We start from the raw sequence: 7,152 nt of genomic DNA, 5'->3' as shown, positions 1-7,152 counted from the left end.
ACACCACCAGGGACACCAGCACCATTACCATCCCCTTGGCTAGCGACTTGTGGCAAAGGAGGTGCAGGTAATTCAGCTGCTTTAGGTGTAGGAGATTTTGATGAACTTCCCAAAGATGGTACCAGAGACGACAATGCACTTAGATTTGGCAATGATATTGAAGGTAGTGACCACCAACTACTCCCCATAGAAACATCTACACCTTGTAAAAAGAAGAAAGCACTTGTTGTCAGTGCGTACAAACGTGTACGCTTTTTAAATACATTGATCATATGTCAAACTTTCTAAATAATGTTGCAAAAACACTAGAATTAAGTGAAAATGAGGTAAGTGAACGATTTGTAACATATGTCAGTCAACTTTACAACATAGTGTTATTTATTTACGCTTCATTTTGTGCATAAAAATACCAAAGTTAAGTTTTTAAGTGCGCAAACCTTTGTAATATTAGATAAAAGGATAAAATCACGATGATAAAATATATGAAATGGATGACTTCTGTTTTACTGGTTGCAATTAGTTTTGCAACGATTTTGTGGACTCATACGAGTATTGCAAATACGAGTACCCAGACAAATGTAACGATTGATCATGTTTCAGGAACGACTTCTGTTCCCACTTCTCCGCAAAAGGTTGTTGTGTTTGATCTTGCCTCGCTAGATAATATGAATCGCCTTGGTATCCAAGCAGTTATCGGCCTTCCTGAAGGAAAAAAACCTTCCTATCTACAACAATTTGACGATGCAAAATATGAAAGAATTGGAACCGTTTTTGAGCCAGATTATGAAAAAATTGCCACTCTTCAACCCGATTTGATTATTATTTCCTCCAGAACTCAAGCAAAATATAAAGACTTATCCAAAATAGCCCCAACAATTGATCTAACCGTAGAAAACGAAAATTCTCTTGAAGATATAAAACGAAATGTGTCTATCCTTGGAAAAATTTTTGGTAAAACACAAGAAGCAGAAAAAGAAATTGCAAAAATCAATGAAGCTTTTGCTGAAGTCCGTAAAAATACCCAAGGAAAAGGCACCGGGCTCATACTCATGACCTCTGGTGGAAAAATCAGTGCTTTCGGACCAAAATCACGTTTCGATATTTTTCACTCCGCTTTTGGAATTGCCCCTGCAACCGATAAACTTACCGTGCAAAAACATGGACAACTCATTTCTCCTGAATTCATTCTTGAAACCAATCCTGATTGGTTGTTGGTGATTGATCGCGATGCAGCCATTGGACGGGAAGGACAATCCGCAGCACAATTGCTCAACAATGAGCTTGTTCACCGCACAACAGCAAGCAAAAAAAATCAAATTATTTATTTGGACTCTTGGAGCTGGTATCGTGCAAATGGTGGTTTAACGGCGCTCATTGAAACCGCACAGCAGATCAATGAAGCCTTTACAAAGAGCAAATAAGCGCACGAAAGAGCTTGCTTGCTATATAAATAAAATTTAAAAGCAGAGGTTGTTTATTAAGCAGTCTTTGCTTTTTGTAGATTTTGTTAGAAAATGATTTAACGTGAAGAATTACTGGATAACCATAACACTTCTAATTTTCCTGTCTATCCTCAGCATTTTTGTTGGTTATTCTGATGTCACACCTTCTAACCTTTTCGCAGCCGATCCCCATGCGTGGCTTATTTTTTGGCAAACACGTCTTCCTCGTACCATTGCAATCCTTTTAGTAGGCGCAGCACTTGCACTTTCAGGCATGATTATGCAACTATTAACACGCAATCGCTTTGTCGAACCATCAACCACTGGAACCATTGAATCTGCTTCCCTTGGCATTCTTTTTATTATGATTTTTTGGCCCGATATTCCTGTTTTAGGAAAAATGGTCGTTGCGACAATTTTTGCCATGGTAGGCACTTTACTTTTTATGTTTTTATTGCGACGCATTCCTCTAAAATCTGCTCTCATTGTACCCCTTACAGGGATTATGCTAAGCTATATTATTGGCTCTTTAACCAATGCCATTGCAGATTATGAAATGTTACTTCCTTCTCTTCAAGCTTACTTATTTGGCAGTTTTTCGATGGTTCTTGAAGGAAAATATGAGCTCTTATGGCTATCCCTTCCCCTTTGTATTCTGGCCTATTGTACTGCTGATCGCTTTACGGTTGCAAGTTTGGGAGAAGATTTAACCAATAACCTTGGATTGAATTATCGTGTTGTCATGTTTTTTGGTCTTTTTATCGTCGCCTCAATCACTGCTGTTGTTGTCTGTACCATTGGCCGTATTCCTTTTGTTGGGTTGATTATTCCAAATATTGTTTCAAGTTTCATGGGAGATAATATGCGCTATACCGCTCCTTGGGTGGCCATCAGCGGTGCAGGATTGGTCTTAATTTGTGATCTTTTAGGACGAATCATTCATCCCTCTCTTGAAATTCCCATCAGCACCATAATGGGTGTAATCGGTAGTTTTATTTTTATGATACTGCTTTTACGCTGGAGAAAGCGTCTTGGATAGAAGAAGAAAAACAATATGTGTACTAACAACACTTATCATCATAGCATGCACTGTCATTAGTCTTTACATGACGTGGAATATCAATGTTCATACATGGAAATTTCGTCTTACAAAGCTTTCCTCTCTGCTTCTTATTGCCTATGCAATAAGCGTTTCCACGGTTTTATTTCAAACAATCGTTAATAACCGTCTTCTTACCCCTTCAATTATGGGATTTGATCAGCTTTATATTTTAATAAAGACTGCCCTAATGTATTTTGTAGGCTCTCTTTCTTTGCCCTTTTTGAATGAAGAAGGACAGCTTGTTCTTGAAGCCCTCATTCTTATCCTTTTTTCAATAAGCCTTTTTCGCTGGCTCTTTTCAGGAAGCCTAAAAGGGCTTCATTTGACGCTTTTAATCGGTGTTGTTTTAGGCGGATTTTTTTTCAGTTTACGGATGTTTATGCAATTGCAACTAAATCCAGACCAAATGATGAATTTAACCGATATTATGTTTGCAAATTTTAATAAATTCAATACACCGTTAATAAGCTTTGCCACAATCATTGTCCTCATTGTGAGTCTGATTGGATGGCATTCCCGTCATCTTCTTGATATCTTGGCTTTAGGACGTGAAAATGCCCTCAATCTTGGCGTTAATTACCACAAAAGTGCGACAGCTGTCCTTATTTTTGTTTCCATTCTCGTATCCATTTCCACCGCATTGGTAGGCCCCGTCACCTTTTTTGGACTGTTAGTTGCCAACCTTTCCTATGAACTTTCTCCTAAAGCAAAACACAGTATTGTTGTTCCAATTGCAATATTATTGGCTATTATTTGTCTGGTGGGGGGACAATTTATTTTAGAACAAATTTTTCATATGGCAGGGCGTTTAAGTTTTATCATTGAGTTTTGTGGGGGAATTGTTTTCTTAATGTTACTGATGAAGGGAAAACTAAAATGATTGAGATCAATCATCTTTCCAAAGCTTACGGAGCACGATTGATTATCGATAATTTATGCCTTCATCTTCCAAAAGGGGGGATTATTTCTCTCATTGGGCCCAATGGTTCCGGAAAGTCCACTCTTTTAATGCTGATAAGACGTCTTTTGCCACACCATAATGGGACAATTCATATCGACGGCTTTGATATTGATAAAATGCCCCTCGATATTTTGGCTCAAAAACTCTCAATTCTGCGTCAAGAAAATCCTTTGTCTTTTCGCTTAACCGTGTACGATTTAGTGAGTTTCGGACGCTATCCTTATTCAAAAGGCTGGTATACACATGAAGATAAACAATTTATCGACAGTGCACTACGCTATCTCGGCTTACAAGATTTAAAAGACCGTTTTTTAGATGAGCTTTCTGGCGGTCAGCGTCAACGCGCTTTTATAGCAATGGTTATCTGCCAAGACACTGATTATCTTCTCTTAGATGAACCATTAAACAATCTGGATATGAAACATGCGGTTTCTATGATGAAGCAATTACGCCGCACAGCTGATGAACTGAAAAAAACCATTCTTATTGTTATGCACGATATTAATTTTGCCTCATCTTACTCAGATATGATTGTTGCATTGAAAAATGGGAAAGCGGCCTATTGTGGGACTCCAAAAGAAATTATGCAACCAAAAATTCTTAAAGACATTTATGATGTCGATATTCAAATCAAAACAATTAATGACATCCCTATCGCTCTTTATTATCGATAATCATAAAGATTTTTTGCGCTTGCATGCACTATAGAATCTGCTAGGGATAGTAAAATTAGCTTGTTGGGGAATAGTTTAATGGTAGAACAGCGGACTTTGACTTCGTCAATCTTGGTTCGAATCCAAGTTCCCCAGCCAGTATTTAATGATTGTAGCTTGTCATCGGGTTTTGTATAATTTGAAAGCAGGTTTTGCATCAATTTATTTTTTCAAAGGATCTGCAAAACTTTCAAGGGTCATTTAAAATCCCTTTAATGCATATTTTCTCTTCCTCTAAAAATTGCAATTTGAGATGATAAGCTCTTGAGCCGGTGCGGATTCTTTGAACCACATGTATAAGATGTGCCAACCTCTTTTATCTTAAATTGGCTAAAGATTTTTCGGATCTGAGACACATCATTGAGAGAGAAGAATTTTTCTCTTGCGCAAGCAAAGCAAACATTGTCTGGTAATCCTCTCGCAAATAAATCCTTTCCATAGTAATACACGTATATCTGGCTCTGTTTATGGGAAAGCCTTATCTAATAGCTATAAACCTATCTAAAGAGAGAATTCAAAAAAGAAAGCCGAGCCAAATGATATGACGCGGCTTTCAGATATTGATTATAAGATTCAAATGAATCATCCACAATGGAGTAATAAATTCATATATACAAAACGTATCATATTGCAAGTGCTCTATTTAGAAATATGAAAACTTATCAAAAAAAACGTAAATGATCGCTATGATTTTGATATCATTCATTAGCATTATAGAATCTATAAACGCTTGGTAACTTTATCAATCCAATCAAAAGAAAATGCATCTTAAATGAATGTTTTCTCAATAAGGCTTTCATAAGTATCTTTTCATTTTGCACTCAAATGTAACTTCTTTGCAAATTAACCAGCTCAAATTTGAGTTGGCAAAATTAACCAATCCAATTTTGGAGGCGTTATCTTTAGAATAGCCATCTTTAAACATTATAGCTTTTGACTCAAAATTGAGTAAAATCCCATGCCTTAGATGTTACAATGGTTTTGAATTTTGCTGCCTCATCTTTTTTTCAATAGGTGCCCCCCAAATTTGGGGGGAGCTCATTTGGTTTCGTATTTTTAATGTAACTTTTAAAACGTTTTTTTCTCGCTTGCTTGCATTATATCATTGAAATGCTTCAATTTCATAAGACATAACATTGTGATTTTCATTCTATATTGTGATGATAGTATCTATATAATGCCTGCCTATCATTTACTAACTTTTTAGTAAGCGTTTTTAAAAACGATCTTATCTTTAAACCCTTTTATGCAATCTTTATGAACTCAATCTATAAGCTTATGATAGTTTCAAACGATTATTCCTTTTAAGGTTACACTCAAATAAAGAGCAAAACACATCCATTCTTAAACGTATGCAATTTATGTTATCGATAATTCCAAACGACTGAAATTTAAAACAATGTGATTTGTGCTATAATAAAAACGTATCATAAAATTTATGACCTGTTATGAATGATAACCGCTTTTCATTTCATTTGAATGCACCCATGCGTTATAATATTTGCATTATGATTTGCTTTTTATGGTCTATACATTCATGGCAATCCTATATAAAAAATGATCAATTCAAACATGCATAAAAGTATGGATTCTTATGTGGATTCATATAAAATAATTGCACTTAATATATTGACTTTATTAGTTTTTATGTACAATGCCTTTTTAACTTCATAAAGATATCAATTTCCTTGTAAAGAATATTCCTCCCATTCCAGTAAAAGGCTCAATATAAGTGCGATGAGGGATAGCTTCTATGATTTTACAAGTACTGATCACTGGCCATGCAATAACGCCGACTGATGCCCCAAACCAATTAGACCGCCTGTGGAAACAGGCAGGTTGTGGTGCTGAATATAATGGAACAGCACCGAACGGATAAGCCACGCGTCGTAAGTAAGCCTCTTAGCTTGCATAGCTTATAGGTTTTGGAAACAGACAATTATTATAATTCAGGTATTATAATTCAGACAATTAAAGATCAGATCTCAAGCTTTTTAATCCAGTGGACAAACACGAATAATATCTCCGTCTGGATCTTTGATTAGGAAGGTACGTCCAAATACATCAGTATACGGTTCCTTCAAAACATTTATCTCAACAGTGGTTTGCTCTTGCCATTCCACATAGAGCTTATCTACGTCCTCTCCTGTCGGCAAAATAATGCCGATTTCTGAAAAACGAGGCACATTTTCCTCAGGCTTATCGCCCCCAGACCAGAGAGCAAAGAGAGCATCCCCCGAAGAAGCAAATGCAACATAGCGTGGCGAGGTAAACACAGGTTCTTTCTTGAAGATGAATTTGTAAAAAGCCGTAGAATACTCTATGTTTGAGACGTATACCAACTGTAGGTTTGGGGTAACAGGATAAGTAGGGATATTACTCATAAATTCTCCATGATTTAGTAGTAACTGCCTGACATGATACACCTATATTAGGGAATATTCCAAAAAGAGTTTATGATACCTCCGTTCGCGGTGTGCTCTATTTATATATTTTTACTCGCTTATTGCTATATGCTAAAATATCGAGGACGCCCCTACTGGGATTATAATGATATCCCTATCGCTCTTTATTATCGATAATCTAAAGATTTTTTGCACTTGCCTACACTATAGAATCTGCTAGAAATGGTAAAATTGGCTTATTGGGGAATAGTTTAATGGTAGAACAGCGGACTCTGACTCCGTCAATCTTGGTTCGAATCCAAGTTCCCCAGCCAGTTGTATTTGTATGTATGTAGCTTGCCAGCAGGTTTTGTATATTTTGACACTAGGTTTTGTACCAATTTATTTTTTCTCAAAGAGTTTTAAAGGGTCTTCAAAGACCTTTCAAGGGTATTTAAAGCTCTCTTTAACGCTGTAGCTTGCCAGCAGGTTTTGTATATTTTGACACTAGGTTTTGTACCAATTTATTTTTTCTCAAAGAGTTTTAAAG

At 36.4% G+C, this 7,152-nt stretch carries 6 protein-coding genes, 2 tRNA genes and 2 pseudogenes; 6 read left to right on the top strand and 4 right to left on the bottom strand.

All coding sequences use genetic code 11. The annotated features are described in order from the left end of the window. On the bottom strand, positions 1 to 272 hold a 272-nt coding region (locus tag ACFIO5_RS07385), incomplete at its 3' end, for a hypothetical protein (protein WP_375705180.1). 198 nt (positions 273 to 470) lie between these two features. On the opposite strand from ACFIO5_RS07385, the gene ACFIO5_RS07380 reads away from it, so the two are divergent. The 5 genes from ACFIO5_RS07380 (at position 471) to ACFIO5_RS07360 (ending at position 4,317) form a co-directional block, all read left to right on the top strand. Next, positions 471 to 1,421 (top strand): siderophore ABC transporter substrate-binding protein, encoded by a 951-nt coding sequence (locus ACFIO5_RS07380; RefSeq protein WP_375634799.1) that lies wholly within the window; start codon positions 471 to 473, stop codon positions 1,419 to 1,421. A 103-nt stretch (positions 1,422 to 1,524) separates the two neighbouring features. Next, on the top strand, positions 1,525 to 2,481 hold the full coding sequence (locus tag ACFIO5_RS07375; protein ID WP_375613670.1) for an ABC transporter permease: 957 nt from the start codon (positions 1,525 to 1,527) through the stop codon (positions 2,479 to 2,481). Continuing rightward, entirely contained in the window at positions 2,474 to 3,424 is a 951-nt protein-coding gene (locus ACFIO5_RS07370; RefSeq protein ID WP_375643379.1) for an iron chelate uptake ABC transporter family permease subunit, read from the top strand. The genes ACFIO5_RS07375 and ACFIO5_RS07370 overlap by 8 nt, the downstream gene beginning before the upstream one ends. Continuing rightward, a complete protein-coding gene (locus ACFIO5_RS07365; RefSeq protein WP_375634197.1) occupies positions 3,421 to 4,179 on the top strand; it encodes an iron ABC transporter ATP-binding protein in 759 nt (252 codons plus the stop codon). The genes ACFIO5_RS07370 and ACFIO5_RS07365 overlap by 4 nt, the downstream gene beginning before the upstream one ends. Positions 4,180 to 4,243: 64 nt before the next feature. After that, positions 4,244 to 4,317, top strand: a tRNA-Gln gene (locus tag ACFIO5_RS07360). Between the two features lie 135 nt (positions 4,318 to 4,452). On the opposite strand, the pseudogene ACFIO5_RS07355 reads toward ACFIO5_RS07360, so the two are convergent. The 3 genes and pseudogenes from ACFIO5_RS07355 to ACFIO5_RS07345 form a co-directional block, all read right to left on the bottom strand. Continuing rightward, positions 4,453 to 4,658, bottom strand: a pseudogene (locus tag ACFIO5_RS07355) (DNA adenine methylase); the annotation flags it as partial. Positions 4,659 to 5,889: 1,231 nt separating this feature from the next. Then, positions 5,890 to 5,979, bottom strand: a pseudogene (locus tag ACFIO5_RS07350) (DNA adenine methylase); the annotation flags it as partial. A 233-nt stretch (positions 5,980 to 6,212) separates the two neighbouring features. Further along, positions 6,213 to 6,602, bottom strand: a complete 390-nt coding sequence (locus ACFIO5_RS07345) for a VOC family protein (protein WP_375634199.1) — start codon at positions 6,600 to 6,602, stop codon at positions 6,213 to 6,215. Between the two features lie 261 nt (positions 6,603 to 6,863). On the opposite strand from ACFIO5_RS07345, the gene ACFIO5_RS07340 reads away from it, so the two are divergent. Then, a tRNA-Gln gene (locus ACFIO5_RS07340) sits at positions 6,864 to 6,937 on the top strand. Positions 6,938 to 7,152 lie beyond the last annotated feature (215 nt).

This window comes from Bartonella sp. AA86SXKL (genome assembly GCF_042196885.1).
The sequence above is the reverse complement of the archived record's forward strand: the minus strand, read 5'-3'. Positions and strand labels throughout refer to the sequence as shown.